The organism is Mycobacterium sp. 4D054 (assembly GCF_052245755.1).
In the GTDB taxonomy this organism is placed as follows: Bacteria; Actinomycetota; Actinomycetes; order Mycobacteriales; family Mycobacteriaceae; genus Mycobacterium.
Genome location: NZ_JBQQCF010000013.1, coordinates 14,309 through 38,888, shown reverse-complemented (window position 1 = coordinate 38,888; position 24,580 = coordinate 14,309). Strand labels below are relative to the sequence as shown.

The 24,580-nt window shown below is 68.6% G+C and carries 23 protein-coding genes; 6 read left to right on the top strand and 17 right to left on the bottom strand.

Going from position 1 to position 24,580, the window contains the following annotated elements:
• Positions 1-23: 23 nt before the first annotated feature.
• From lpqB to ACTWP6_RS11910, 5 genes are all read right to left on the bottom strand, one after another.
• The gene (lpqB, locus tag ACTWP6_RS11930; protein WP_443187830.1) at positions 24-1,763 is read right to left on the bottom strand and encodes an MtrAB system accessory lipoprotein LpqB; all 1,740 of its coding nucleotides are present in this window, start codon (positions 1,761-1,763) and stop codon (positions 24-26) included.
• Between the two features lie 14 nt (positions 1,764-1,777).
• Entirely contained in the window at positions 1,778-3,421 is a 1,644-nt protein-coding gene (mtrB, locus tag ACTWP6_RS11925; RefSeq protein WP_443187780.1) for an MtrAB system histidine kinase MtrB, read from the bottom strand.
• Between the two features lie 49 nt (positions 3,422-3,470).
• Entirely contained in the window at positions 3,471-4,157 is a 687-nt protein-coding gene (mtrA, locus tag ACTWP6_RS11920) for a two-component system response regulator MtrA (RefSeq protein WP_011778995.1), read from the bottom strand.
• A 77-nt stretch (positions 4,158-4,234) separates the two neighbouring features.
• Entirely contained in the window at positions 4,235-4,888 is a 654-nt protein-coding gene (locus tag ACTWP6_RS11915) for a hypothetical protein (RefSeq protein WP_443187779.1), read from the bottom strand.
• A gap of 92 nt (positions 4,889-4,980) precedes the next feature.
• A complete protein-coding gene (locus ACTWP6_RS11910) occupies positions 4,981-5,613 on the bottom strand; it encodes a dTMP kinase (protein ID WP_443187778.1) in 633 nt (210 codons plus the stop codon).
• 116 nt (positions 5,614-5,729) lie between these two features.
• Here ACTWP6_RS11910 and ACTWP6_RS11905 point away from each other — a divergent pair, with 116 nt between their 5' ends.
• Positions 5,730-8,228 (top strand): alpha/beta hydrolase fold domain-containing protein, encoded by a 2,499-nt coding sequence (locus ACTWP6_RS11905; protein WP_443187777.1) that lies wholly within the window; start codon positions 5,730-5,732, stop codon positions 8,226-8,228.
• A 118-nt stretch (positions 8,229-8,346) separates the two neighbouring features.
• Here ACTWP6_RS11905 and ACTWP6_RS11900 read toward each other — a convergent pair whose 3' ends face one another.
• The 7 genes from ACTWP6_RS11900 to ACTWP6_RS11870 all read right to left on the bottom strand — a co-directional run bounded on the left by ACTWP6_RS11900 (position 8,347) and on the right by ACTWP6_RS11870 (position 14,768).
• Positions 8,347-8,838, bottom strand: a complete 492-nt coding sequence (locus ACTWP6_RS11900; protein WP_443187776.1) for a hypothetical protein — start codon at positions 8,836-8,838, stop codon at positions 8,347-8,349.
• 1 nt (position 8,839) lies between these two features.
• On the bottom strand, positions 8,840-10,306 hold the full coding sequence (gene ahcY, locus ACTWP6_RS11895; protein WP_260757718.1) for an adenosylhomocysteinase: 1,467 nt from the start codon (positions 10,304-10,306) through the stop codon (positions 8,840-8,842).
• A 249-nt stretch (positions 10,307-10,555) separates the two neighbouring features.
• Positions 10,556-11,203 (bottom strand): TetR family transcriptional regulator AlkX, encoded by a 648-nt coding sequence (alkX, locus tag ACTWP6_RS11890; protein WP_260757717.1) that lies wholly within the window; start codon positions 11,201-11,203, stop codon positions 10,556-10,558.
• Between the two features lie 94 nt (positions 11,204-11,297).
• A complete protein-coding gene (locus ACTWP6_RS11885; protein WP_003929438.1) occupies positions 11,298-11,477 on the bottom strand; it encodes a rubredoxin in 180 nt (59 codons plus the stop codon).
• 35 nt (positions 11,478-11,512) lie between these two features.
• A complete protein-coding gene (locus ACTWP6_RS11880; protein WP_260757716.1) occupies positions 11,513-11,674 on the bottom strand; it encodes a rubredoxin in 162 nt (53 codons plus the stop codon).
• A complete protein-coding gene (locus ACTWP6_RS11875) occupies positions 11,671-12,837 on the bottom strand; it encodes an alkane 1-monooxygenase (protein ID WP_260757991.1) in 1,167 nt (388 codons plus the stop codon). Before ACTWP6_RS11875 ends, ACTWP6_RS11880 begins: the two co-directional genes overlap by 4 nt.
• Positions 12,838-13,280: 443 nt before the next feature.
• On the bottom strand, positions 13,281-14,768 hold the full coding sequence (locus ACTWP6_RS11870; RefSeq protein ID WP_443187775.1) for an APC family permease: 1,488 nt from the start codon (positions 14,766-14,768) through the stop codon (positions 13,281-13,283).
• Positions 14,769-14,825: 57 nt separating this feature from the next.
• Between ACTWP6_RS11870 and ACTWP6_RS11865 the strand changes: the two genes are divergently transcribed.
• Positions 14,826-16,202 (top strand): FAD-dependent oxidoreductase, encoded by a 1,377-nt coding sequence (locus ACTWP6_RS11865; protein ID WP_443187774.1) that lies wholly within the window; start codon positions 14,826-14,828, stop codon positions 16,200-16,202.
• Here ACTWP6_RS11865 and manA read toward each other — a convergent pair.
• From manA to ACTWP6_RS11845, 4 genes are all read right to left on the bottom strand, one after another.
• Positions 16,147-17,370, bottom strand: a complete 1,224-nt coding sequence (manA, locus tag ACTWP6_RS11860) for a mannose-6-phosphate isomerase, class I (RefSeq protein ID WP_443187773.1) — start codon at positions 17,368-17,370, stop codon at positions 16,147-16,149. The two genes, ACTWP6_RS11865 and manA, sit on opposite strands and share 56 nt — an antisense overlap.
• 5 nt (positions 17,371-17,375) lie before the next feature.
• On the bottom strand, positions 17,376-18,488 hold the full coding sequence (locus ACTWP6_RS11855) for a TobH protein (RefSeq protein ID WP_443187772.1): 1,113 nt from the start codon (positions 18,486-18,488) through the stop codon (positions 17,376-17,378).
• Positions 18,485-19,882: a phosphomannomutase/phosphoglucomutase gene (locus tag ACTWP6_RS11850; RefSeq protein ID WP_443187771.1), complete on the bottom strand. Its 1,398-nt coding sequence runs from the start codon at positions 19,880-19,882 to the stop codon at positions 18,485-18,487. The genes ACTWP6_RS11855 and ACTWP6_RS11850 overlap by 4 nt, the downstream gene beginning before the upstream one ends.
• Before the next feature lie 100 nt (positions 19,883-19,982).
• Complete coding sequence (locus ACTWP6_RS11845; protein WP_260757711.1) at positions 19,983-20,402, bottom strand: DUF3499 domain-containing protein; 420 nt, start codon at positions 20,400-20,402, stop codon at positions 19,983-19,985.
• A gap of 131 nt (positions 20,403-20,533) precedes the next feature.
• Between ACTWP6_RS11845 and ACTWP6_RS11840 the strand changes: the two genes are divergently transcribed.
• On the top strand, positions 20,534-20,956 hold the full coding sequence (locus ACTWP6_RS11840; RefSeq protein ID WP_443187829.1) for a metallopeptidase family protein: 423 nt from the start codon (positions 20,534-20,536) through the stop codon (positions 20,954-20,956).
• A 32-nt stretch (positions 20,957-20,988) separates the two neighbouring features.
• Here ACTWP6_RS11840 and ACTWP6_RS11835 read toward each other — a convergent pair whose 3' ends face one another.
• A complete protein-coding gene (locus ACTWP6_RS11835) occupies positions 20,989-21,258 on the bottom strand; it encodes a WhiB family transcriptional regulator (protein WP_260757989.1) in 270 nt (89 codons plus the stop codon).
• A 423-nt stretch (positions 21,259-21,681) separates the two neighbouring features.
• Here ACTWP6_RS11835 and cofD point away from each other — a divergent pair, with 423 nt between their 5' ends.
• Genes cofD through ACTWP6_RS11820 form a run of 3 tightly spaced genes read left to right on the top strand, consistent with a single transcriptional unit; the run spans position 21,682 to position 24,568 of the window.
• The gene (gene cofD, locus ACTWP6_RS11830; RefSeq protein WP_443187770.1) at positions 21,682-22,680 is read left to right on the top strand and encodes a 2-phospho-L-lactate transferase; all 999 of its coding nucleotides are present in this window, start codon (positions 21,682-21,684) and stop codon (positions 22,678-22,680) included.
• Positions 22,677-24,017 (top strand): coenzyme F420-0:L-glutamate ligase, encoded by a 1,341-nt coding sequence (locus tag ACTWP6_RS11825; protein WP_443187769.1) that lies wholly within the window; start codon positions 22,677-22,679, stop codon positions 24,015-24,017. Before cofD ends, ACTWP6_RS11825 begins: the two co-directional genes overlap by 4 nt.
• The gene (locus ACTWP6_RS11820) at positions 24,014-24,568 is read left to right on the top strand and encodes an NUDIX hydrolase (protein WP_443187768.1); all 555 of its coding nucleotides are present in this window, start codon (positions 24,014-24,016) and stop codon (positions 24,566-24,568) included. Before ACTWP6_RS11825 ends, ACTWP6_RS11820 begins: the two co-directional genes overlap by 4 nt.
• Positions 24,569-24,580 lie beyond the last annotated feature (12 nt).

Sequence of the window (24,580 nt, the reverse complement as noted above, 5' to 3'; positions counted from 1 at the left end):
CTGTTCCGGCAGCACGTTCAGTGTCAGCCCGGCAGCACCGGCACCGCACCCGCTGACATCAGCGGCCGCACCTCGTTCCATGCCGGGTCCTCGGCGGCCGAGCCCGACAGCAGCAGCACGCCGCGCCCGTCGGCGACATACACCGCCGACGGGCCGGCGGCGACCGTGCGGACCGGCATCAGCAGGTTGCGGCTCGGACCGTCGGAGTTGACCCCGTCGAGGTTGACGTAGGACACCGGGTTCTGCGGGACGGTGCGGGTGACGACGATGTCGTCACCGGTGCGCCAGGACAGCGACACCGCGGTCTCCCCCAGCCCGTAGCCGAGCCGTCGTGGGTAGGTCAGCGCGTAGTTCCCGCCGGCGGTCTGCTCGACCCCGGCCAGGACGATCTTGCCCTCGATCACCATGGCCGCGCGGGTGCCGTCGCGGGAGAGCTGCAGTTCGGCGATGGCGCCCGGGAACCGGGTGACGACAGCGCTGACGTCGACCGGGATCCGGGCGGGCTGTCCGGAGGCGTCCTGGATGACGCGGACGACGTTGTTGCCGTCCACGACGACCCAGACCGCGTCGTCGAGCGACCAGCTGGGCCGGCTCAGGCTGCGGCCGTCCATGGCCTGGGTGGCGTTGCCGCCCAGCGGGCCCACCCACAACGACGACGCCATGTCGGGTGCGCCGGGGCGCAGCGTGACGATGGAGGCGACCTCTTGGCCGGAGCGCGACAGCGCCGCGGCCGTCTGCCCCGGCATCTGTCCGAACGGACCGGGGACGCGCGGAGCACGCTGACCGTCGATCCGCACCAGCGACCCTCCGACGAGCCCGTGCAGGCCTGCCGCCGCGCCGTCGGCGGCGCCGGGGTCGGTCGCCGCGACGTCGGCGGTGTCCCAGCCTTCGGCGAAGCGGTCGTCGAGGGCGGCACCGTCGGCGTTGATCACGTACGGGCCGTTGATGCCCGACCGGGCCAGCGTCCAGATCAGTTGCGCGGCAAGCAGTTGCCTGCTGTGCGGGTCGGTGGTCGACAGGTTCTCCAGATCGATGCGGGCCCCGCCGTAGCCTCGGCCGATGCCGGTCTTGCCACCGTCGGCGCGGGTCACCGGCCCGCGCAACCGCATCGGCGGGCCGAGCAGGTTGCGCACCGTCTTGTCCATCTCGGGGCGCGGGCCGGTGACGAGCTTGCTCACCAGTTCGGTGGCCAGCTGGTCGGGTTCGGACACCGCGACATAGCGAGGGTCGGGCACGACGGTCTTGCCGGTGGGGTCGGCGAAGTACAGGGTGTGCCGCTTGTAGGTGGCCTGGAACTGCTGCCAGTCCAGGAACACTCCGTTGGGCAGCTTGTCGATTCGCCACCCGCCCGAGGTCTTGACCAGTTCGATCGGGCCGGGGTCGGGCAGCGCGCCGGCGCCGGTCTCGAAGACGCCCATGTCCGACAGCGAGCCGAGGATGTCGGCGCGCATCGTGACCTGGACCCGGTCCGGCGAGCGAGTCTCGACGAACACGACGTTGTCGATCAGCAGCGCGCTGCCGGCGTCGTCCCAAGTGGCCGACGCGGATTCGGTGAGGAACTGCCGGGCGGCCAGGTGCCGGTTGGCGGGATCGGCGGTGGCCTTGAGGAATTCGCGCAGCAGCACGTCCGGGTCCATGCCGGGGGTGGGTTTGGGCAGGCTGGGCGGCGCCGGCCGGTCGACGGTCCCGATTGCCTGCGGCGACGACGAGCTCGGCACCCCGGCACAGCCGGTCAACATCACCATGAACGCGCAAAGCCACAGCGCGGCAACGCGTCTCACACGCTCTCCCCTGCCGTCTCGCGCACCCGGCGGCTGGATCCGCCGGACACTTCGATCGGCTTGACCGGCAGCGGGCTGCTGGTCACCTTGTGGCCGCGCACCAGCGGCAGCGTCAGTCGGAAGCAGGCGCCCTTGCCCGGTTCACCCCAGGCTTCCAGCCTGCCCTGGTGTAGCCGGGCGTCCTCGATGCTGATGGCCAGCCCCAGGCCGGTGCCGCCGGAGCGGCGCACGCGGGACGGGTCGGCGCGCCAGAACCTGCTGAACACCAGCTTCTCCTCACCGGGGCGCAGCCCGACGCCGAAGTCGCGGACGGTGACCGCGACCGTGTCCACGTCGGCGGCCATCCGGATCTGGACCGGTTTGTGCTCGGCATGGTCGATGGCGTTGGCGATCAGGTTGCGCAGGATCCGCTCGACCCGGCGCGGGTCGACTTCGGCGATCACCTCGTCGGTGGGAAGGTCGACGTTCATCTCGACGTCGGCATGCTCGGCCAGGTGCCCGACGTTGTCCAGGGCGTTCTGCACGATGGAGCGCAGGTCGACGGCCTCGACGGCCAGTTCGGCGACGCCGGCGTCGTGGCGCGAGATCTCCAGCAGGTCGTTGAGCAGTGACTCGAACCGATCCAGCTCGTTGACCATCAGCTCGGTGGAGCGGCGCAGGGCTGGGTCGAGGTCTTCGGCGTGGTCGTGGATCAAGTCGGCGGCCATGCGCACGGTGGTCAGCGGTGTCCGCAGCTCGTGGCTGACGTCGGAGGTGAAGCGGCGCTGCAGGTTCCCGAACTCTTCGAGCTGGGTGATCTGGCGGTGCAGGCTCTCGGCCATGTCGTTGAACGACACCGCCAGCCGGGCCATGTCGTCCTCGCCGCGCACCGGCATGCGTTCGGTCAGATGTCCCTCGGCGAAGCGTTCGGCGATCCGCGACGCCGACCGCACCGGCAGCACGATCTGGCGGGCGACCAGCAGGGCGATCGCGGCGAGCAGACCGAGCAGCACGATGCCGCCGGTGGCCATGGTGCCGCGCACCAGAGCGATCGTGGAGTCCTCGTTGTTGAGCGGGAAGATCAGGTACAGCTCGAGGTTGGTCACCGGTGACGAGGTGGGGCTGCCGATGATCAATGCGGGCCCGGAGAAGCCGTCGATGTGCACGGTGGCGTACTGGTAGCTGACCTGTCCGGCTTTGACGAAGTCGCGCAGGGTGTCGGGGATCTGGTTGACCGGGCCTGCGGCGGTGGCTGCGCGGGGACCGTCGCCCGGCACGACGAGCACCGCGTCGAACGTCCCGGCAAGGCCGGCGCCCGCGTCGGCTTTGCGGTCGATCAGCGTGTTGCGCGCCAACTGCAGGCTGCTGTCCAACGACCGGGTCTCCTCACCACCGACGATGCCGCTGACGGTGGTGCGGGCGCGTTCGATCTCCTCGGTGGCGGCGCCGACCTTGACTTCGAGAATCCGGTCGGTGATCTGGCTGGTCAGGACGAAGCCGAGGACCAGGATGACGGCCAGCGACAACCCGAGGGTCAGCGTGACCACGCGAAGTTGTAGAGACCGCCGCCACACCGTGCTCAGCGCGCGGCCCAGCACACCCAGTCCGCGGATCAGCGGGGCCGACCGACGGTGGATGCGCCGCCGGGACCCGAAGATCACGGCGACCGCCGGGCGGGCCGTCTGATCACGCCGACGGCGGGCCGTCTGATCACGGAGGTCCGGCCTTGTATCCCACTCCTCGAACGGTCAGCACCACCTGCGGGTTCTCCGGGTCCTTCTCGACCTTGGCCCGCAGCCGCTGGACATGCACGTTCACCAAACGGGTGTCGGCGGGGTGGCGGTAACCCCACACCTGTTCGAGCAGCACATCACGAGTAAACACCTGGCGTGGTTTCCGTGCCAGCGCCACCAGCAGGTCGAACTCCAGCGGCGTCAGTGAGATCTGTTCGCCCTGCCGGGTCACCTTGTGGGCGGGCACGTCGATGTCGATGTCGGCGATCGAGAGCATCTCGGCCGGCTCGTCCTCGTTGCGGCGCAGCCGCGCGCGCACGCGGGCCACCAGCTCCTTGGGCTTGAACGGCTTCATCACATAGTCGTCGGCGCCGGACTCCAGGCCGAGCACCACGTCGACGGTGTCGGTCTTGGCGGTCAGCATGACGATCGGCACGCCGGAATCCGCGCGCAGCACACGGCACACGTCGATGCCGTTCATGCCGGGCAGCATGAGATCCAGCAGCACCAGATCGGGACGCAGTTCGCGCACCGCGGTCAGCGCCTGGGTGCCGTCGCCGATGACGGCGGTGTCGAATCCCTCCCCCCGCAGCACGATGGTGAGCATCTCGGCGAGCGAAGGGTCGTCGTCGACTACCAGGATCCTTTGCCTCATGGTGTCCATGGTGTCACCAGATGGCGATAAAGCGCCGCTACCACGCGGGGTGTTTTGCGAGTTGAGCGCGGTTCGCGGCGTGAGCCTCAGTCGACCGCTTCGAGCACGTCGCGCTGCTCGGCGACGGACTGCAACACCTCGTAGCCGATCTGGCGGACACTGGCGACGACCGGGCTGGTGCAGAGCCGGGCCGAGGTCGTCCCACCGGCCACCCAGCCCAGCGTCGCGCTGCGGGACAGCGCGCGCCGCGCGGCCCGGCCTTCCCGGTCCTCCGTCGGGGCCATCGCCAGCACGAGCTGCTTGCGCGAGTACTGCGCGCCGGCGGCGTCCTGGATGACGGGATTGGTCCACCAGTGCTCGAACGGAATCCGGGAACCGCTGAAGATCTGGTCACCGCTGCGGGTGCGGATCGGCGCCGGCGGGTACATCGCGAGCTTCGGGACGTACTCCTCGGCGCCGTGGTGGCGGCTGCGGATCCGCATCAGGGTGAGCCCGGCGAGCGCGCAGGTCGTCTTCTGGTTGGGCACACCGGCGGTGTCCACCCAGGTCAGCGTGTCACGCAATCCGTAGAGCGCATCCGATCCGTCGGTGCGATACAGCAGCGCCCGCAGGTGACCGGCCAACGGTTTCACCTCGGTGTGCCGGCCCTGATCGAAGCGCTGATTCGCCGACCTGACGCAGGCGAGCAGCTGATCCAGTGTTTGCAGCGATACGGTCTGGACACGCGATTGAACGAGCAACGATTCCCCCTGAGCACAACTGTCACCGTGGCGACTTCCCCGGAACTGGAGCCTATCCGCTCAGGCACGAGTTCGCTCCGTTACCGCAACCCTCAGCGCGACGACAGCCGCGCGGCGAGTGCTGCGGCGTCGACCTCCGGCGGCACCACCACCCACGGCCCACCCCAGTCCGCGGCGGCGAGTTCGGCATAGACCGCGCCGGTGCGCCGCTGCAGCCCGTCGTCACGCTCGTAGGCGTCGCGCGCCCGGTCGGCTTCCTCGGCGGCCCGGTTCACCGCCCGCTGCGCCGCGAGCTCGGTCGGAACATCAAGCAGCACTTGCCAATCGGGTTTCGGCAGACCCAGCCGCCCGTATTCGAGGTCGCGCACCCAGGCGACCACCTCGCCGTCGGCGCCCTGATGCAGGCGGGCCGCGCTGTAGGCCGCGTTGGACGCCACGTAGCGGTCCAGGATCACCACGTCGTAGGTGGTCCGGAGCTGTTCGATCTCGTCGCGTGCGCCCGCACGGTCCATGGCGAACAGCACGGCCATCGCGTACACCGAGTCGGCGAGGTCCCCGTGCCGGCCGTGCAGCGCCTCGGCCGCGACGTCGGCATGCACTGAGACGCCGTACCGCGGGAACGCCAGGCTCGTCACGGACAGCCCGCCGGATTGGAACGCCGCGCGCAGACCGTTGGTCAGGGTGCGTTTGCCGGCGCCGTCGACTCCCTCGATCACGATGAGCACCCGGCGAGCCTAATCGAGCTTTTCGGACATGTGGCGGGCAAACATTGACGGCGATCGGATCCCCGCCCATAGTTCTACAAGTGCGGGGTGGTCAGGGAGGCGGCAAAGGCGCGGGTTTGGCTGTCGCAGCGGGGGTCGGCGCGGCGGTGTTCTTCGGAGTGGGCTGCGGGGTGGCCGCGGCCGACGACTCCGCGGGCACCGATTCGTCGGAGCAACGCGAGACCGGTCCGACCCGGGAAGACTCCGCATCCGGGGTCGGCGACGAGTCCACCGACGTCGGTTCCGAGTCGCCGGCCGCCGACGCCGAGGACGACGCCGCCGACGAGGACGTTCCCGAAGAGGTCACCGATGAAGAAGTCGCCGGGGAAGCGCCCTCCGGCGAGCTGACCGACGATGGCGAGGCGGCTGAGGACGACGCGGCTGAGGACGAGGCGGCTGAAGACGACGCGCCCGAAGTCGTCGACGATGGCAACACCGCGGTGGACATCGACGACGTGGCGGTCGACATCGACGACGAGCCTGCGCCGTCGCCGGCCCCCGTCGCCGCCACGCAGCTGTTCGGCGCGACGGCCGCATCGCGCCGCGAATTCGACGCGGGACCGTCCGAGTCGGGGCCGTCGGTCGCGACGACGGCGGTCAGGGCGACCGCCGTCGATGCGGCGGCGCAGAACGAGATCGTCTACACCGATGAGCCGACGTTCTTCGACCGGATCGTGGTCGCGAGCCTTTACGTCCTGCGCGGGATCTCCAGCTTCATCGGCGTCGACTTCTACGGGCTGATCGGCAAGGCACTGGAGAGCCGGAATCCGCCGTGGTTCGTCAAGGGCGGCCTCAACGTCCGTCGCACCGAGTTCGAGGTGGCCGACGACCCGGAGGATGCGGTGTGGGATGTGTGGGAGTTCCACCCGCCGAACCCGACCGGCAAGACGGTGGTCGCCGTGCACGGCGGAGGGTTCATCGTGGAGCCGCTTGTCACCCACTGGCTCGCATACGCCAACATGGCGCGCGAGACCGGCGCGACGGTGGTCGTGCCGATGTACCCGCTCGGGACGACCAAAGCCGGGACCGCGCTCAAGGTCGTTCCGGCCATGGCGCAGTTCCTCTCCGGCCAGATCGACACCTACGGCGCGGAAAACGTCAGCATCTACGCCGGTCCGTCGCTGGCGATGGCGGCGGTGCGCGAACTCATCCTCGACGGGAGGCCGGTGCCGGCCAGCATGGTGCTGCTGTCCTTCACCCCCGACGGTTCACTCTCCAATCCCGACATCTACGAGGTCGACGACCCGATCATCGACGTGCGGAACCTCGACTTCTACACCCGCGAGAACCACTGGGGTGATGGTCTCGATCCACGGGACCCGCTGCTCAGCCCGTTGTTCTTCGAAGACGAAGTGCTCGCTGCGCTTCCCCCATCGACGATCTATGTGGGCGAACTGGAATACGCCCTGCCTGACACACTGCTGCTGCACGAGAAGTGGTCAGCCGCAGGCGGTGTGGTGTCGACCGTCATCGGCACGGGGCAGTTCCACGACTGGGCGCTCGGCGGGCTTTCCTTCAACTCGGCGGGGCCCAAGGTACGCCCCGACATCTTCCGTCAACTCGGCCTCAATGATGTTGCGCCAGGTCCGAAGACGATCACCACCGCACCACCGTCGTTTGGCGACAAGTTCGTCGTCGGACTGCTGCGGACCCTGCGATGGATCAACGAGGAGACCGGCATCAAGATCCTCAGCGGTGTGGCCGGCGCCTCCACCGGCACCACTCCCCCATGGCTGTTGACGCTCGGACTCAAGGTGACCGAACGTCAGTACAACGGGTGGACGGTGTGGGAGTTGGCTTCCCCCAAGCCGTCCGGCGAGTTCGTGGTGGCGTTGCACGGCGGCGGTTTCGAAGCCGAGGCCACGATCCTGCACTGGTCGGACTATGCGCAGATGGCCCGCGAGACCGGGGCGACGGTACTGGTGCCGATCTATCCGATGGCGCCGCCGAAGAGCACCGGCACCGCCGAGACGCTGGTGCCGCCGATGGCCGACTACCTGAAGATGCTGATCGACGCCCACGGCGTGGACAACGTCAGCCTCTACGGCGACTCCTCGGGCGGTTCGTATGCGGTGCTTGCGGTGCAGGAGATGTTGCGCCGCTGCCGAATCGAGGTGACGTGCGTGCCCGCCGAGGCGCAGCCGTCGCGGATGGTGCTGGTCTCCCCGGCGCTGCACCTGACGTTGCGTGGGCCGGAGATCGACGCGATCGACGACCCGATCCTGCCGCGCCGCGAGCCCGGCGAGGGGCCGCGCTGGAACGGCGACTGGGATCTGGACGATCCCCGCGTCAACCCGATCTCGGGAGCGGATCTGACCGGTCTGCCGCCGACCACGGTGTACATCGGGACGATCGAGAAGCTGTTGCCGGGCGTTCTGGCGTTCCGCGACAAGGTGCTGTCGCAGGATCCCGACGCCGACCTGACGGTGATCATCGGCGACGGGCAGATGCACGGATGGGCGCTCGGCGGCATCGTGGTCAACTCGCAGGCTCCCGTGTGGCGGGCCAACGTCTACCGGCAGCTGGGGCTGCTGCCCACAGATTCGGCGCGCTACGTGACGCTGCAGGTCGCCTAGTCGTCGAAGGCGCTGAGCACCAACTGGTTTCGTGACCGGTCGAGGTTCGCGTCTTGCGACGGTGTGCATCCGACCGCGACCGATGCACCGGCCAGAGTGAGCCCCACGCCTGCATCGCTCACTTGGCGGAGCCGGCCACACTCGACTGCAGCACCACGGTGTTCACTTGCGGGTCGAGGAACACTCGGGTGCTCCTGCGCGGACCGCCGAAGAAGATGTTCAATTCCACGCCGGTGAGGAACGGTCCGGGCGGCAGCGCGGGTTCGAGGACCTTCTGCACGGCCGGCCGGTTGCCGACGTCCTCGGCGTCGTACTTACCGACCAACCCCGTCATGGTTTCGGGCGTGACCTGCACGACGGCGTCGATCCACGTCAGTGACAGGCGGGTCGGCTCGGTGGCGCCGCTGTTGTCCCATTGGATCCACGACGCCGACACCGGCGCGCCGAGGGCTGGGAACGTCGTGGCCAGTTCCTCGGTGTCGTGCCGCACCTGCGGGGCGGGCCGGGTCGAGGTGGCCTCGGGCTCGGCGGTCTCCTCGGCGGGCTGGCCCTGACATGCCGTCAGGGCCAGCGCAACGCCGAGGGTCACCGCGCTCAGCAGTCGTGCCACGTCAGTAGCGGTAGTGCTCCGGCTTGTACGGGCCCTCGACGTCGACACCGATGTACTCGGCCTGCTCCTTGGTGAGCTTGGTCAGCGTGCCGCCGAGTGCCTCGACGTGGATGCGCGCGACCTTCTCGTCGAGGTGCTTGGCCAGGCGGTAGACCTCGTTGTCGTACTCGTCGTTCTTGGTCCACAGCTCGATCTGGGCGATCACCTGGTTCGAGAAGCTGTTGCTCATCACGAACGACGGGTGGCCGGTGGCGTTGCCCAGGTTGAGCAGCCGGCCCTCGGACAGCACGATGATCGAGTTGCCGTTGTCGAAGACCCACTGGTCGACCTGCGGCTTGATGTTGATCCGGGTGGCGCCCGAACGCTCCAGCGCGGCCATGTCGATTTCGTTGTCGAAGTGGCCGATGTTGCCGAGGATGGCCTGGTTCTTCATCGCCTTCATGTGGTCGAGGGTGATGATGTCCTTGTTGCCGGTGGAGGTGATGACGATGTCGGCCTCGCTGATGCCTTGCTCGACGGTGACGACGTCGAAGCCGTCCATCAGGGCCTGCAGCGCGTTGATCGGGTCGATCTCGGTGACCGCGACGCGGGCACCCTGGCCGGCCAGCGACTCGGCGCAGCCCTTGCCCACGTCGCCGTAGCCGCAGATCAGGACCTTCTTACCGCCGATGAGCACGTCGGTGCCGCGGTTGATGCCGTCGATCAGCGAGTGCCGGGTGCCGTACTTGTTGTCGAACTTGCTCTTGGTGACCGAGTCGTTGACGTTGATCGCCGGGAAGGCCAGTTCGCCGGCGGCGGCGAACTGGTACAGGCGCAGCACGCCGGTGGTGGTCTCCTCGGTGACGCCCTTGACCGACTCGGCGATCTTGGTCCACTTGTCCTTGTCGGTCTCGAACCGCTCGCGCAGCAGGTTCAGGAAGACCTTGTACTCGGCGGAGGCTTCAATGTCATCGTCCTCAAGGGTTGGCACGACGCCGGCCTTCTCGAACTGGGCGCCGCGCAGCACCAGCATGGTGGCGTCGCCGCCGTCGTCGAGAATCATGTTCGCCGGCTCGCCCTCCCAGGTGAGCATCTGCTCGGCGGCCCACCAGTACTCCTCGAGCGTCTCGCCCTTCCAGGCGAAGACCGGGGTGCCCTTGGGTTCCTCGGGGGTGCCGTGCGGGCCGACGACGACGGCCGCGGCGGCGTGGTCCTGGGTGGAGAAGATGTTGCAGCTCGCCCATCGCACTTCAGCGCCGAGCGAGGTCAGCGTCTCGATCAGCACGGCGGTCTGCACGGTCATGTGCAGCGAGCCGGAGATCCGTGCCCCCTTGAGCGGCTGGACCTCGGCGTACTCCTGGCGAAGCGCCATCAGGCCGGGCATCTCGTGCTCGGCGAGGCGGATCTCTTTGCGCCCGAAATCTGCCAGCGACAGGTCGGCGACCTTGTAGTCGATCCCGTTGCGGACATCGGCGGTCAGAGCAGTCATGTAGAGCCCCTTTTGTGTTTCGTCAATTGCCTGTGAGCGCACGGGCGCGCGCGGCGGCGGCACCCATGCGAACAACCCCGGCCTGCGGGCTCGCGGGACAGGCGCTTCGGCGCTCTGCCGGCCAGGGGCGTCTATGACACCGTAGCGCCTCGGGTCCGTTGCCTGGTCATGACCGTCCGTGACGACGCACTCTCCGGGCCCGACGACCCACATCCCGCTCCGCAGGTTGCCGGGTCACGACCACGCATTTTAGGGCTCGACGACCCCGTATCGCTCGGCGAACGGCGTCATCAGCCGGGCCAGGTCGCGGGCGACGTCGTGGTCGGATTCCGGGGGCATCGAGATGTAGCTCATCGCCAGCCGGACGATGGCCCTGGCCAGCACCCCGGCGTCTTCGGAGCTGCTGCGCACCCAGCTGGTCATGAACGATTCCGCCAGCCGCGACGAGCAGTGGTTGATGATCGGCGCGCTGTCGGTGGTGATCAGTTGCAGCAGGTCGGGCTTCGAAGTCCCGGTGAGCAGCGAGATCACCAGCGGGTCGGCGGCCGACTCGGCGAAGAAGTCGCGGAAGCCCTGCAGGAACGCGGCGTAGACGTCCCCGACGTTGTTGCCGATGGCGCCGTGGATCTGGTCGACGAGTCGGTCGGCCAGCCGCATCGCGTACCCCTGGGCCAGGCCCTGCCGCGAGCCGAACTCGTTGTAGATGGTTTGCCGGCTGATGCCGGCGGCCTTGGCGACGTCGGAGAGCGTGATGTGGGACCAGTCGCGGGTGAGCAGCAGCTCGCGCATTCCGTCGAGGATCGAGTCTCGCAGCAGCACCCGCGAGGCCTCGGCATAGGTGACGCGCTTGTCGGCGGGGCTGCTCACACGCGCGACAATAACGGTTCCCGCCGTCATGCTCTGCCGCCCTCTCCGCGAGCGTGCGTGTCTGCGGCGCTGCGCACGGCGCGGCGCTGACGAATCCGCACGCTCGCGGAGGATGACGGCGCGTTCACGGCCGGGCGACCTCGACCATGTCGAAATCCGACTTCGCCGCGCCGCAGTCCGGGCAGCTCCAGTCGTCGGGGATGTCGTCCCAGCGGGTGCCCGGGGCGATGCCGTCCTCGGGCCAACCCTTGGCCTCGTCGTACTCGAATCCGCATTGCACGCACACGAACAGCTTGTAGTCCATGGCTCTTCCTCTCGCTATCGCTTTCTCGATGTTGTTCACACCGGTTCGAAATCAACCTTCTCGCGCACCGCGCAGTCGGGGCAGCACCATTCGTCGGGCACTTCGTCCCAGCGGGTGCCCGCCGGAAACCCCTCGCGCGGTTCACCTTTGGCCTCGTCGTAGACGTAGTCGCAGCCGGGGCAGCGGTAGACGCTCACGCCTGGTACCGCTGCTCGTCGCCGGCGCCGTACCGGGCCAGCACCTTGTCCCGCACCCGTGGATGGATGTTCACCCGGGTGATGTCGCCGTCGTAGTGGGCGAGCACACGGTGGTCCATCACTCTGCGCCACAACGGCGGGAAGTACGTCAGACCGATCATCGACGCGTACCCGCTGGGCAGGTTCGGGGCGCCGTCCATGCTGCGCAGCGTCTGGTAGCGACGGGTCGGGTTGGCGTGATGGTCGCTGTGCCGCTGCAGGTGGTACAGGAACAGGTTGGTGACGATGTGGTCGGAGTTCCAGCTGTGCGACGGCACGCAGCGCTCGTAACGGCCGCTCGCGGTCTTCTGCCGGAGCAGTCCGTAGTGCTCCAGGTAGTTCACGGTCTCCAGCAGCGTGAACCCGAACACCGCCGAGATCAGGATGTAGGGAATTAGCGCCCAGCCGAACACCGCGATCAGCACGCCGTAGAACACCAGCGACATCGCCCACGCATTGAGCACGTCGTTGGACCAGTGCCACGTGCTCTTGCCGGTGCGTTCCAGGCGCTTGGCCTCCAGCTCCCACGACGACTTCAGGCTGCCGAACACGCTGCGCGGCAAGAACTCCCAGAACGTCTCACCGAACCGAGCCGACGCGGGGTCCTCGGGGGTGGCGACGCGGACGTGATGGCCGCGGTTGTGCTCGATGTAGAAGTGGCCGTAGAACGTCTGCGCGAGCGTGATCTTGGCCAGCCAACGCTCCAAAGAGTCCTTCTTGTGGCCCATTTCGTGCGCGGTGTTGATACCGACACCACCCAGCAGACCGACCGACAGCGCCAGACCGATCTTGGCGAACCAGCTCAGCCCGCCGTCGAAGCCCAGCCAGCTCAGGTCCGACGCGGTGAACAGATACGCGCCGAAGATCACGCTGGCGTACTGGAACGGGATGTAGATGTAGGTGCAGTAGCGGTAGTACTTGTCGTTCTCCAGCCGCTCCATCACCTCGTCGGGCGGGTTCTGGCCGTCCGGCCCGAAGAAGCGGTCGAGTACCGGCAGCAGCATGTAGAGCAGGATCGGGCCGATCCACAGGGGCACCTGCGCGGCGGTGTGCCAGCCCATCTGGTTCAGCGCCCAGATCAGCGGGACCATCACGAACAACGCCGTCGGGGCGATCAGCCCCATCAGCCACAGGTAGCGCTTTTTGTCGCGCCACTGCTCCACATCGACTTCAGACACCTCTGGTGCGGTCACCCGTTGCCTCCTTGCTGTGAGTGCGGTCACCCTTCGAGGTTGACTATAGAGCCACTTTTGTCGTCTGTCTAGACACAGACCCACACTTTGTAAAGCAGTCCCTCCAGGCGCGAGCGTGCGAGTCTGCAGCGCGACACGCCGTTCCGAGGCGAACGAAGCGCACGCTCGTGGGTGGGCGGGGACTGCAGTCGTGCCGCAAAGCGGGTGCCAATCGCACACACATCGATGCCAGAGCTGCACGGCGCGGCCTGGCGTTCTCTGCCGCCGCGACGCCGCGAGCGTGCGCCGACTAGCGCGACACGCCGGTCAGCACCCCGCAGACACGCACCGTCGCGATGACGGTGCCAACAGTGATGCGAATGCCGAGACCTCGGTCAGTTCGTCAGGTTGCGCTTCCCGAGCAGCGAATGCCTGCGCCCGTAGAGGAAGTACACGACCACGCCAATGGCCATCCAGATCAGGAAGCGGATCCACGTCAGCCCGGTCAGGTTCAGCATCAACCAGACGCACGCGATGATCGACAGGATCGGCAGCAGCGGCACCCACGGCGTGCGGAACCCGCGCTTGAGGTCCGGCCGCGAGCGCCGCAACACGATCACGCCGGCCGACACCAGCACGAACGCGAACAGCGTGCCGATGTTGACCATCTCCTCCAGCTTGCCGATCGGGAAGACGGTCGCCGTCACCGCGACGACCGCGCCGACGATGAGCGTGATCCGCACCGGCGTGCCGTGCTCGCCGGTCTTGGCCAGCTGACGCGGCAGCAGCCCGTCACGCGACATGGCGAACAGCACCCGGGTCTGCCCGAGCACCAGCACGATGACCACGGTCGTCAATCCGGCCAGCGCACCGATCGAGATCACCTTGGCGGCCCAGTCCACGCCGTTCAGCGAGAACGCGGTGGCCAGGTTCTGGGTTTCGGCCTCACGCAGATCGCGGTAGCTGACCATTCCCGTCAACACCACCGCCACCGCGACGTAGAGCACGGTGACGATCGCCAGGGAGGCGAGGATGCCGCGCGGGACGTCACGCTGGGGCATCTTGGTCTCTTCGGCGGTGGTGGCGACGATGTCGAAGCCGATGAACGCGAAGAACACGATCGACGCGCCGGCCAGAACGCCGTACCAGCCGTAGTGGCTTCCCTCGGCGCCGGTCAGCAGCGAGAACAGCGACTGCTCGGTCCCCGAACCGCCCTCGCCGCCGGCTTCGGGTGACGGCACGAACGGGCTGAAGTTCTCCGCCTTGATGTAGAACGCGCCGACGATCACCACCAGCAGCACCACCGACACCTTGACCGCGGTGATGGCCAGGCTGACGCCGGCCGACAGTTTGGTGCCCATCGCCAGGATCATCGTGACGAGCGCGATGATGACCAGCGCTCCCCAATCCAGTTCGAAACCAGCCACTTCCGTGGTTCCGCCGGAGAAGTTGAAGACCGTGCCCAGATAGCTGGACCATCCCTTGGCGACGACGGCGGCCGCGACGGCGAACTCCAGGATCAAGTCCCAGCCGATGATCCACGCGACGAACTCCCCGAACGTCGCATAGGAGAAGGTGTAGGCGCTGCCCGCGACCGGCACCGTGGACGCGAACTCGGCGTAGCACAGCGCGGCGAGCCCGCACGCGATCGCGGCGAAGATGAACGACAGCGAGATCGCCGGGCCGGTGATGTTGGCCGCCGTGGACGCGGTGATGGTGAAGATGCCGGCGCCGATCACCACCGACACCCCGAAGACGGTCAGATCCCACCAGGTCAGCTCCTTGCGAAGCTTGGTGTCCGGTTCGTCGGTGTCGGCGATCGACTGCTCCACCGACTTGGTCCGCCGTCTGCTGACCGTCTGCGAGTCCGACTCCTGCACCATCGATCGTCCTTCTTTCGTCATCGCTTCAGCGGAATCTACCCATTACCGTGAATTTCAATGACTCAGACCGCCAAACACGCGATCGTGATCGGGGCAAGCCTCGGCGGACTGTGTGCGGCGCGGGTGCTCTCCGAAGCCTTCGACCGTGTCACCGTGTACGAACGCGACTCGCTGCCGGATGTACCGGCGCACCGGCAGGCGGTGCCGCAGAGCCGTCACGTGCATCTGTTGATGGCCCGCGGCGCGCAGGAGTTCGAGTCGCTGTTCCCGGGGTTGCTCGCCGACATGGTCGCTGCCGGGGTGCCGATCTTGGAGAACCGGCCTGATTGCATCCACTTCGGCGCGGCCGGCCACGTGCTCGGCACCCAGCACCGCCTGCAGGACGAGTTCACCGCCTATGTGCCGAGCCGGGCACACCTGGAGTGGCAGATCCGGCGGCGCACCGCCGCGATCGCCAACGTGACCGTCTGCAACGGCGGTGTCGACGAACCGGTGTTCGACGGATGCCGGGTCACCGGGGTGCGACTGGCCGGCGGCGAGACGGTCGACGCCGATCTCGTCACCGACGCCACCGGCCGCGGTACGCGCCTTCCGGTCTGGTTGCAGCAGTGGGGTTTCGACCGCCCGCATGAGGACACGGTGGACGTCGGGATCAGCTACGCCACGCATCAGTTGCGTATCCCCGACGGCCTGATCGCCGAGAAGGTGGTGGTGGCCGGCGCGTCCCGCGATCAGCCGCGTGGCCTGGGCATGCTGTTCTACGAGGACGGGACCTGGGGTCTGACCACGTTCGGAGTCGCGAAGGTGCAGCCGCCCAACGACTTCGACGGGATGTGCGCTCTGGCCGACGAGGTGCTGCCCGCGCATCTCAGTGATGCGGTGCGCCGCGGCGAACCGCTGGGCGAGGTGGCGGTGCACAAGTATCCGACCAGCCGGTGGCGCCGCTACGACAAGCTGGACCGGTTCCCCGCGGGCATCCTGCCGTTCGGTGACGCGGTGGCGAGCTTCAATCCGACGTTCGGCCAGGGGATGACGATGACGTCGTTGCAGGCCGGTCACCTACGCTGCGCGCTGCCGGCGCCGGACCCGCGGCGCGCCTTTTTCACCGCGACGGCCAAGACCACCTATCCGGTGTGGACGATGAACGCCATCGGGGATCTGACCATGCACGGCGCGCACGGGCCGATGCCGTGGTGGTATCGTCCCGTGGGCGGTCTCTTCGATCAGTTCCTCGGTGCAGCCGAGACGGATCCCGTTCTGGCCGAATGGTTTCTGCGTCGATTCAGCCTGCTCGACAGCCTCTACATGGTGCCGTCGCCGCGGCTGATCGGGCGCACCATCGCGCACAACATGCGGTTGTGGACGGCCCAGCAGCGGGCTAGATCCCGACGGTCGTCCGGAACAGCCAGGTGGGCTCGTGGGCGCACAACCTGATCGGCCCGTCGTCGGCTGACACCCACGCTGCCGCGCCCTTCTTCAGCACCACGGCGTTCGACTTGGCGTGTACCGTGACCGCCCCTTCGGTGCACAGCAGGATCTGCGGTCCTTCGTGGCGGTTGGGCGCGTCGACCTCGTGCCCCAACTCGTCGTCCAGGCGCAGCACCGACACCGAGAACTCGGGCGCCGGTGTCGGGTAGACGATCTCGGCTCCGTCGCGGTGGGTCTCGCGCTCGACGAGCACGTCCTCGGCCGGGGTGAAGTCCAGCACCCGTAACAGCTCGGGCACGTCGACGTGTTTGGGGGTCAGGCCTCCGCGAAGCACGTTGTCGGAGTTGGCCATCACCTCGACACCGATGCCGTGCAGGTAGGCGTGCAGGTTGCCGGCGGGCAGGTACAGCGCCTCCCCCGGCGCCAGTGACAGCCGGTTCAGCAGCATCGACGCCAGCACCCCCGCGTCCCCGGGGTAGCGCTCCCCGAGCTCCAGAACGGTTCTGGCTTCACGCGCGAACTCCGTTGCCCCGGAACGCACATAGCTGATCGCTCCGTCGATCACCGCGGGCACCAGCACGTCCAGGTCGGGCTGCGGGAAGGTGATCCAGGTGGTGAACAGCGCCCGCAGGCCGTCCTCGTCGCGCTGACCGTGCAGCAGGCTGACGAACGGGTCGAGGTCGGCCCCCCCGAGCGCCTGCATGAGCTTCACCGATTGCGCGGCGGGGCGGAAGCCGGCCAGCGCCTCGAATTGGCTGAGCGCGACGATGATCTCGGGTTTGTGGCTGCGGTCGCGGTAGTTGCGGTTGGGCGCCGAGATCGGGATGCCCAGCCGCTCCTCCCGGGCGAACCCCTCGACGGCCTGCTCGGTGCTGGGATGCGCCTGCAGCGACAGCGGCTCGTCCGCGGCGAGCACCTTCACCAGGAATGGCAACGTGTCCCCGAACCGGCCGCGCACCGCGGCGCCGAGCTCCCCTTCGGGATCGGCGCGCAGCGCGTCGAGCAGAGACCGGTCTCCGTCGTCGGTCTGCAGGTAGGCGGGGTCTCCCGGGTGCGCGCCGAACCACAGTTCGGCCTCGGGATGCGCCGTCGGACTGGGCGCGCCGACGAATTCGGCGATTGCGGTTCGCGAACCCCATGCGTAGGTCCGCACCGCGCCTTTGAGCAGATGCACTCGTCTCAACCTCGAACCAGCCGCTGGTAGACCGCCGCCATCTCGAAGCGGACCGCCAACAGCGCCAATTGTTGTTCGGGACTCGTGGATCCGGGCATCGTGGCTGAGCCCGGCTCGCTGTTCCCCCCTGTCGCCGCGACGTCGGGCACGTCATCGGCGTTGACGACGTGAACGTCGTCGAACCCCCTCAGCCGCGCTGACAGCGCCGGACGTTCAGCGTCGGTGGTCAGCACGAATGTACAGGTACGTTGCGAGGCCGGTCCGTCGATCTCCTCGTCGTGGAAGATCGACACCTCCCGACCGCCGGTCCGGCCCCACCCGGATCCGATGGCGGCCAACGCACCGCTCAACTCCACTGCGGCCACGCTCTGATGCCCGACGCTCAGCATCACCGCGGAGGCGTGGCGGGCCAGCGCCACCGTCGCCGCGGAGTCACCGGCGAACACGACCTCGCGGTCGACCATCCGGGAGGTCAGGCTCTTGGCCGGATTGGTGAAAACCTCACGGCCGGCGCTGTTTCGGAACGCTTCGGCGTCGAGCTCGTCGGCGAGTGCGCCGAGGTCGATCGAGAAGCCCGGGATGGTCACCTGCAGCGCGGCCAGCCCGGCGGCCAGATACCGGGAGAAGGTGAAGTCGTCGGGAATCGGGAGCCGGGGCGGCAGCGCCACCGAACGTCCCGCGGTCGCGTTTCGCAGCGGTCCCTCATAAGGCGCCACCACGATCACCCGGGTGCCACGCCGCACCGCGGTCGCGGCCGCCGACGCCAGCACCGGGTCGCCGGGATCGTCGCCGGCGACGATCAGCACGTCGAGGGCGCCGATCCAGGGCGGCGCCTCAGAGGCGATGACCAGCGGTGCGCCGACCGACCCACCGAGCAGCGCGGCGAGCAGTGAGCCCGCGATCTCGGCGTTGCCGCGGCCGGCGACCCACACGATCGTGCGCGGCGGCGAGTCGGAGCGCACCGCCTCGAGGTCGCCCTCCTCGAGCGCGGCGGCGGTGGCGCGCACCTGCGCACCGGCCATCGACGCCGCCCGCAGCAAGCCCACCCGATCCGCGGCCAGCAGAGCCTCGGCGTCGTCGAGATCGACGCCGGCAGCCGAGAGCGGGCTCGCGTTCACGTGGAATCCTCGGCGCCCGAGGTGATGTAGCTGGCGATCTCGTCGACGAGCTCGGTGACCTCCTCGGTGCTGCGGGCTTCGACGTTGAGCCGCAGCAACGGCTCCGTGTTCGACATCCGCAGGTTGAACCAGCGGCCGTCGCCGAGATCGACGGTGACTCCGTCGAGGTGATCGAGAGCGTGAACGCGGTTGCCGAATGCCTCCAGCACCGCGTCGACGACCGCGGGTGCGTCGGCAACGGTGTAGTTGATCTCGCCGGATGCCTCGTAACGCTGGTAGTCGGCCATCATCTCCGACAGCGGGCGGTCCTGTTCCCCGAGCGCGGCGAGCACGTGCAGCGCGGCCAGCATGCCGGAGTCGGCGCCCCAGAAGTCGCGGAAGTAGTAGTGCGCGGAGTGTTCGCCACCGAAGATCGCGCCTGTCTCGGCCATCAGGCCCTTGATGTAGGAGTGGCCGACCCGCGACCGCACCGGGGTGCCGCCGCGCTCGGCCACCAGCTCGGGCACGGCGCGGGAGGTGATCAGGTTGTGGATGATCGTCGCGCCGATCTCGCGCTGCAGCTCGCGGGCGGCCACCAGCGCGGTGACCGCCGACGGCGACACGGCCCGGCCGGTCTCGTCGACGACGAAGCACCGGTCGGCGTCGCCGTCGAACGCCAGCCCGATATCGGCTCCGGTGTCGCGCACGTACTGCTGCAGATCGACCAGGTTGGCCGGGTCCAGCGGGTTGGCCTCGTGATTGGGGAAAGTGCCGTCGAGGTCGAAGTACAGCGGCGAGACCTTCACCGACGAAATCGGGCCCAGCACCGCCGGAGTGGTGTGGCCGGCCATCCCGTTGCCGGCGTCGACGGCCACGTGCAGCGGGCGCGCCGCGGCGATGTCGACGAGCGACCGCAGGAACTCGCCGTAGTCGGCGAGCACGTCACGATCGGACACGGCGCCCCGGGGACCGTCATGTGCTGGCACCCCGGCGATCACCTCGTCGCTGATCGCGGTCAGACCGGTGTCCTTGCCGACGGGCTTGGCGCCGGCGCGGCACAGCTTGATGCCGTTGTAGGCGGCGGGGTTATGGCTGGCGGTGAACATCGCGCCCGGGCAGTCCAGCAGACCCGACGCGAAGTACAACTGGTCGGTCGAGGCCAGGCCGATGCGCACGACATCGAGGCCCTGCGCGGTGACGCCGTCGGCGAAGGCCTCGGCCAGCGCCGGGGAGCTGTCCCGCATGTCGTGACCGATGACGATCTGTGTCGCCGGTCGGGTGTCGCCGTCACGGACCAGCCGCGCGAACGCCGCCCCCACGTCGCGCACGAAACTCTCGTCGATTTCCTCGCCCACGAGTCCACGCACGTCATAGGCCTTGATGACGCGTTGCACCGCCGCGGCGGGACGAGACATGGAGCTCCTTGGGACGAAGAGACTGGTAGTGATCAGCCTAGCCGTCGCGGGCGTTCCTCACGGCGACTCACCCACGGATGAATCGCCCTCGCGGTAGGGCCTAGTCCGTTGGATCCGGCAGTACGCGCAGGTGGCCGCGCCGGCGTCCGTTGGTCTCGGGGCGCCGGGCAGGCGGGGCCATCAGCGCGCCCCCGTGCACACCGCTGACCGGGTCGCTGAACCCGTGGGTGAAGCCCGCGGCGGGCGCGGTCGCCTCACGGCCTTCTCGGACCGCGTCTGCCAACGCCACCAGATCGTCGTCGTCGGGATGCGACGGCAGCGGCCCGGCATGACGGACCAGCTCCCAGCCACGGGGCGCGGTGATCCGGCCGGCATGCAGGACGCACAGATCCCACGAGTGCGGTTCGGACACGGTGGCCAGCGGGCCGACGACAGCAGTCGAGTCCGAATAGACGAAGGTGAGCGTCGCGACCGCATAGTGCGGGCACCCAGGCCGGCAGCAGCGACGGGGAACATTCACAGCGGAAGGTTATCCTGCGACGTCGTCCGGGTTGCGGCGGACACGCGCAGCCGCCGGGCGGCCGAAGCCCAACCGTTACGATCTTTTTCGTGACGAGGCGCCTTCATCGCGGGTCGCGGCGGGGCCGGGAGATGCGCGGGCCGTTGCTACCCCCGACCGTTCCGGGGTGGCGCAGCCGCGCCGAACGCTTCGACATGGCGGTACTGGAGGCCTACGAGCCGATCGAGCGGCGCTGGCATGACCGGGTGTCGACGCTCGACGTGGCGGTCGACGAAATCCCGCGCATCGCGCCCAAAGACCCTGACAGTGCGCAGTGGCCACCGGAGGTGGTCGCCGACGGCCCGATCGCGCTGGCCCGGCTGATCCCTGCGGGGGTGGACGTCCGAGGTAACTCCACTCGCGCCCGAATTGTGTTGTTCCGCAAGCCGATCGAGCGTCGGGCTAAAGACACCGACGAGCTGACCGAGCTGCTGCATGAATTGCTGGTGGCGCAGGTCGCCACCTACCTGGGGGTGGAACCGTCCGTCATCGACCCGACCCTGGACGACGGCTGACGGCGGGTGAACGCGCGGGGCGCGCTCGAAGATCAGATGATGCCGCGCTTGAGGCGCCGGCGCTCACGCTCGGACAGACCGCCCCAGATACCGAAGCGCTCGTCGTTGGCCAGTGCGTACTCCAGGCACGCGTCCTTGACCTCGCAGCCCTGGCAGATGCGCTTGGCTTCGCGGGTGGAGCCGCCCTTCTCCGGGAAGAACGCCTCGGGATCGGTCTGGGCGCACAGGGCGCGCTCCTGCCACTGATCCTCTTCAGGCAGCTCGGAGTCTTCGCTGAAGAAATCCGAATGATCGGGCACCAGACTCAGCTGCGGCCGCCCGTTGGCTCCGCTCGGTGTCGGTCCGGTCTGGATGTGCGGCGCACTTCCCACCGAGCCGAGGAGCCTGTTGTCGAACCGAATCAAATCACCGAAATCGGCCTGTTCAAATGCCATGTTCCCCTCCTCCACAGGTCTCGTAGATCCGTATATGCCGGCCCCACTGCCGAACGTGCGGCCATCCCAATTCGAACAAGTGATCGAATCTCGGTCTGCGACACCGGAACCGGCCGGAGAACCGCGAAATGACACTGGTGTGATTACACACGCGTTAGCTGCCCCGGTCAAGCGCTAGAACAGGAATTCATACCATTCCGTGACTTGTTTACGGCGCGTCGCGCTGTGGCGTGTCTATCACGTTCCGCCCGAGGCGCAGTTCGCGGCTCTGACGGCCTAGTCTCGATCGTTGTGAAGGTCACGGTTCTGGTCGGTGGCGTCGGTGGTGCACGGTTCTTGCTCGGCGTCCAGCATCTATTCGGGTTGGGGCAGTTCGGCACTCACGATACCAATGAGCATGAAGTGACTGCTGTGGTGAATGTCGGCGACGACGCGTGGATGTTCGGCGTGCGCATCTGCCCGGATCTCGACACGTGCATGTACACCCTCGGCGGCGGCATCGACCCCGAGCGCGGCTGGGGCCACAAGAACGAAACCTGGAATGCCAAGGAAGAACTCGCCGCCTACGGCGTGCAGCCGGATTGGTTCGGCCTCGGCGACCGCGACCTGGCCACCCACCTGGTGCGCAGCCAGATGCTGCGGGCCGGCTACCCGCTCTCCGACGTCACCCGGGCCCTGTGCCGGCGGTGGTCGCCGGGTGCGCTGTTGTTGCCCGCCAGCGACGACCGCAGCGAAACCCATGTGGTGGTCACCGATCCCGGGCCCGGCGATTCGGCCGGCGAGAAGCGCGCCATCCACTTTCAGGAGTGGTGGGTGCGCTACCGCGCCCAGATCCCCACCGAGAGCTTCGCATTCGTCGGTTCCGACAAGGCCACGGCCGCGCCCGGTGTCACCGAGGCGATCGAGAACGCCGACATCGTGCTGATCGCGCCGTCGAACCCGGTGGTCAGCGTCGGCGCCATCCTGGCGATCGGCGGCATCCGCGGCGCGCTGCGCTCGACCAAGGCGCCGGTGATCGGCTACTCCCCCATCATCGCCGGGAAGCCGTTGCGCGGCATGGCCGACGCGTGCCTGAACGTGATCGGGGTGCCCAGCACCTCTGAGGCCGTCGGCAATCACTTCGGTGCCCGTTCCTCGACGGGCATCCTGGACGGCTGGCTGGTGCACACCGGCGACCCCGCGTCGGTCGACGGCGTGCAGGTGCGGTCGGTTCCGCTGCTGATGACCGATCCGGCCGCAACCGCCGAGATGGTCCGCGCCGGAATCGAACTGGCCGGGGTGTCCTGGTGAACGACCACGGCACGTCGGCACGGGTGGAGCTGCTGCCGGTACCGGGGCTTCCGGAGTTCCGGCCCGGGGACGATCTGGCTGGGGCCATCGCCGGGGCCGCGCCGTGGCTGCAGGACGACGACGTGCTCGTCGTCACCAGCAAGGTGCTGTCCAAGACCGAAGGCCGGATGGTCGCCGCCCCGTCGGACCCTCAGGAGCGGGATGCGCTGCGCCGCAAACTGATCGACGACGAGGCGGTGCGGGTTCTGGCCCGCAAGGGGCGCACGCTGATCACCGAGAACGCCCTCGGTCTGGTGCAGGCCGCCGCCGGTGTGGACGGCTCCAACGTCGACTCCAACGAATTGGCCCTGCTGCCCGTCGATCCCGACGGCAGCGCTGCGGCGTTGGTGGCGGCGCTGCACGAGCGGCTCGGAGTGCGGGTCGGCGTCGTCGTCACCGACACCATGGGGCGGGCGTGGCGCACCGGACAGACCGACGTCGCGATCGGCGCCGCGGGGCTGGAGGTGTTGCACGCCTATGCCGGGGAACACGATCAGCACGGCAACGAGCTGATCGTCACCGAGATCGCGGTCGCCGACGAGATCGCCGCCGCCGCGGATCTGGTCAAGGGCAAGCTGACCGGTGTGCCGGTCGCGGTCGTGCGGGGGCTGACGCTGCGCGACGACGGGTCCTCGGCGCGCAAGCTGGTGCGTGCCGGCGAGGAGGACCTGTTCTGGCTGGGCACCGAGGAGGCGCTGGCGCTGGGTCGCTCGCAGGCGCAGTTGCTGCGCCGCTCGGTGCGATCGTTCAGCGATCAGCCGGTGCCCGGGGAACTGATCGAGGCCTCCGTCGCGGAGGCGCTGACGGCACCGGCGCCTCATCACACACGGCCGGTGCGCTTTGTGTGGGTGCGCGACGCCACGGCGCGGGAGCGGCTGCTCGACAGCATGAAGGAGCGCTGGCGCGCCGATCTGCTCGGCGACGGCCGTGACCCGGACGCTGTCGAGCGTCGGGTCGGTCGCGGGCAGATCCTCTACGACGCGCCGGAGTTGGTGATTCCGTTCATGGTTCCCGACGGCGCGCACACCTACCCCGATGCGCGGCGCACCGCGGCCGAACACACGATGTTCACCGTCGCGGCCGGTGCGGCGGTGCAGGGCCTGCTGGTCGCGCTGGCTGCGCGGTCGGTGGGCAGCTGCTGGATCGGGTCGACGATCTTCACCCCCGACCTGGTGCGCGCCGATCTGGACCTGCCCGACGATTGGGAACCGTTGGGCGCCATCGCCATCGGTTACCCCGTCGAGCCGTTGACGCCACGCCCGCCGGTGTCCACCGACACGCTGCTGGTGCGCCGGTGAGTCTGCACGCGTCGACCGTCGATGTGCTGACCGCGTGGAATCCGCCTGACCACGCTCAGGACTCGCTGCGGCATGCGGTGCTGGCGTTCTTGGCGGCGCGGGCCGACGGTTGCCTGCGGGAGTGCGTGCCGGGGCACGTGACGGGCTCGGCGCTGGTGATCGACCACAGCGGCCGGCACGCGCTGCTGACGCTGCACCCGCGGATCGGGCGGTGGTTGCAGCTCGGCGGTCACTGCGAGCCCGACGACCAGACGATCGTCGCGGCGGCGCTGCGCGAGGCGACCGAGGAGTCCGGTATCGACGGGTTGACCATCGCGCCGGAACCCGCTGCGCTGCATGTGCATCCGGTGACATGCTCGCTGGGCGTGCCGACGCGTCACCTAGACGTGCAGTTCGTGGTGCGCGCACCCGCGGGGGCGCAGCCGGTGCGCAGCGACGAGTCGCTGGACCTGAGGTGGTGGCCGCTGGACGCGCTGCCGCAAGACTGCGACTTCGGCCTCACCCAGCTCGCCGCCGCCGCGGCAGCAGCAGCCTCGCCCCCCGCCCCCTAGCATCTCGCGAAA

Bases quoted from the DNA above. Each gene is read 5' to 3' on its own strand.
- mtrA (WP_011778995.1), bottom strand. From the start codon at position 4,157: ATGGACACCATGAGGCAAAGGATCCTGGTAGTCGACGACGACCCTTCG.
- ahcY (WP_260757718.1), bottom strand. From the start codon at position 10,306: ATGACTGCTCTGACCGCCGATGTCCGCAACGGGATCGACTACAAGGTC.
- alkX (WP_260757717.1), bottom strand. From the start codon at position 11,203: ATGACGGCGGGAACCGTTATTGTCGCGCGTGTGAGCAGCCCCGCCGAC.
- ACTWP6_RS11885 (WP_003929438.1), bottom strand. From the start codon at position 11,477: ATGGACTACAAGCTGTTCGTGTGCGTGCAATGCGGATTCGAGTACGAC.
- ACTWP6_RS11875 (WP_260757991.1), bottom strand. From the start codon at position 12,837: ATGGGGCTGATCGCCCCGACGGCGTTGTTCGTGATGGTCCCGCTGATC.
- ACTWP6_RS11870 (WP_443187775.1), bottom strand. From the start codon at position 14,768: ATGGTGCAGGAGTCGGACTCGCAGACGGTCAGCAGACGGCGGACCAAG.
- ACTWP6_RS11865 (WP_443187774.1), top strand. From the start codon at position 14,826: ATGACTCAGACCGCCAAACACGCGATCGTGATCGGGGCAAGCCTCGGC.
- ACTWP6_RS11850 (WP_443187771.1), bottom strand. From the start codon at position 19,882: ATGTCTCGTCCCGCCGCGGCGGTGCAACGCGTCATCAAGGCCTATGAC.
- ACTWP6_RS11840 (WP_443187829.1), top strand. From the start codon at position 20,534: ATGCGCGGGCCGTTGCTACCCCCGACCGTTCCGGGGTGGCGCAGCCGC.